Source organism: Rossellomorea sp. GCM10028870, from assembly GCF_042666755.1.
GTDB lineage: Bacteria > Bacillota > Bacilli > Bacillales > Bacillaceae_B > Rossellomorea.
This window is the reverse complement of the sequence record NZ_JBHTGN010000013.1, coordinates 1-1635: the sequence shown is the minus strand read 5'-3', so window position 1 is coordinate 1635 and position 1635 is coordinate 1. Positions and strand designations below refer to the sequence as shown.

Annotated in this window: 1 protein-coding gene; it reads left to right on the top strand. The window is 39.3% G+C overall.

The genetic code is table 11. The annotated features are described in order from the left end of the window. The first annotated feature begins 256 nt into the window (after window positions 1-256). Complete coding sequence (locus ACFQWC_RS23140) at window positions 257-1492, top strand: IS110 family RNA-guided transposase (protein WP_377109177.1); 1236 nt, start codon at window positions 257-259, stop codon at window positions 1490-1492. The last annotated feature ends 143 nt before the right edge of the window (window positions 1493-1635 follow it).

The window sequence follows — 1635 nt, the reverse complement described above, 5'->3', positions numbered from 1 at the left end:
CCCCCTTTCGTATTATAAGGTCAGCAAGATATTTCTGGTTGACCATTTTTTATATCGATATATGATTACGGTAGCCGGGGTAGAACGGAAGCCCCCGTGGGACTTGATCCCGTCCATTAAACTGTTCGCCCCCTACTTGTAGAAACATGATTGAGGCTGGTTGGGACTAGGATCCCGTATAACAAGCGAAGCTATGACACTGCAAGATGGAGTTAGGGGTTACCGGCAAGTTTATTCATAAGGAGGAGATTTTAGAATGAATCCAGTCGTTGGTCTGGATGTCTCTAAGGGAGAAAGTCAAATTCAAGCATTCTTAGAAAAAGGAAAGCCTCACCGAAAGAGTTTCAGTATCCCACACACAATAGAAGGTCTTGATTGTCTAGTAGAGTATCTTGAAGAAATAAGGGGTTTTACTGGGATTAGACCTCCGGTCGTATTAGAATCTACAGGTCACTTTCACATTCCAGTCGTTCAATATTTAGAGGAGCGTGATTATCTATTAATTATTGTTAATCCCCTTGTCTCCTATAGAGCCAAAAGTTCAAATTTACGGAAGGTAAAAACCGATGTGATTGATGCCTATCACCTATGTGAGCTGTATTATAAGGAGGAGTTAGAGCCCTACAAAAAAAGAGGAATCCAACTCTTGAACCTTCGAAATCTCACAAGGCAACATGAGAACATTACCGAACTTCATGTACAGGCTAAATTACAATTCCAATCCCTACTTGATCAAGTTTTTCCGGAGTATAAAGGGGTTTTTGGCAGCTTATATTCAGTGGTATCACTACTGACGTTAAAGGAATACCCTTCTTCTGAGGATATATTAAGGGTTGACGAGAAAGAGCTTTCTGATAAGATAGCTGAATTATGTAAGTCTCGATCTAGAGCATGGGCAAAAGAAAAAGCTACTGAATTGAAAGAGGCGGCAGAGCGTAATCCAATTCAAAAAACACTTTATCAAAGCCATATCTTGAGCATGAATATGTATATTCATATGCTTCTACAGTATAAAGAGCATCTATCAAAGTTGGCAGCTGAAATAGACGCTCTCGCAAAAGAAGTAGAAGAATATGAACTTATAAAATCAATCCCTGGAATTGGAGAAAAAATCGCGGCAACGATTATCTCTGAAATCGGGGAGATTGAACGGTTTAGTCACCCAAAAAAGCTTGTAGCCTTCGCAGGAATTGATCCAAGTGTCTTTGAATCTGGCAAATTCAGAGCCACGATCAATCGCATAACCAAAAGAGGTTCAAGCCGTCTTCGCCAGGCGTTATTTATGGCGGTGAAGTGTGCCATTCGTGACTGTCGCAAAAAGAAAATCACCAATGAGGTTATCCCTCGAAACAAAAGATTAAGAGCCTTTTATGATAAAAAGCGAGACGAAGGGAAACCTTACAAAGTAGCCGTGATAGCCTGTGTAAACAAACTTTTAAGATGGATCTTTGCCATTTTAACAAGCAAAGAAGCTTTCCAAGATATAGATTAAAAGATAGACTTGTCCACTTAATACAAAACCTTCCATAACAAGCATAGTGGAAGGCTATTTGGTATGCCCAAATTTAGTGTAACATGTTTATTCTGAACTTTTCATTGAAAAATGTTGACAAACTATTAGCTGGTTTAATGGAA

What these genes read in the sequence shown, in the direction of transcription:
- ACFQWC_RS23140 (WP_377109177.1), top strand. Translation starts at nt 257, where the DNA reads ATGAATCCAGTCGTTGGTCTGGATGTCTCTAAGGGAGAAAGTCAAATT.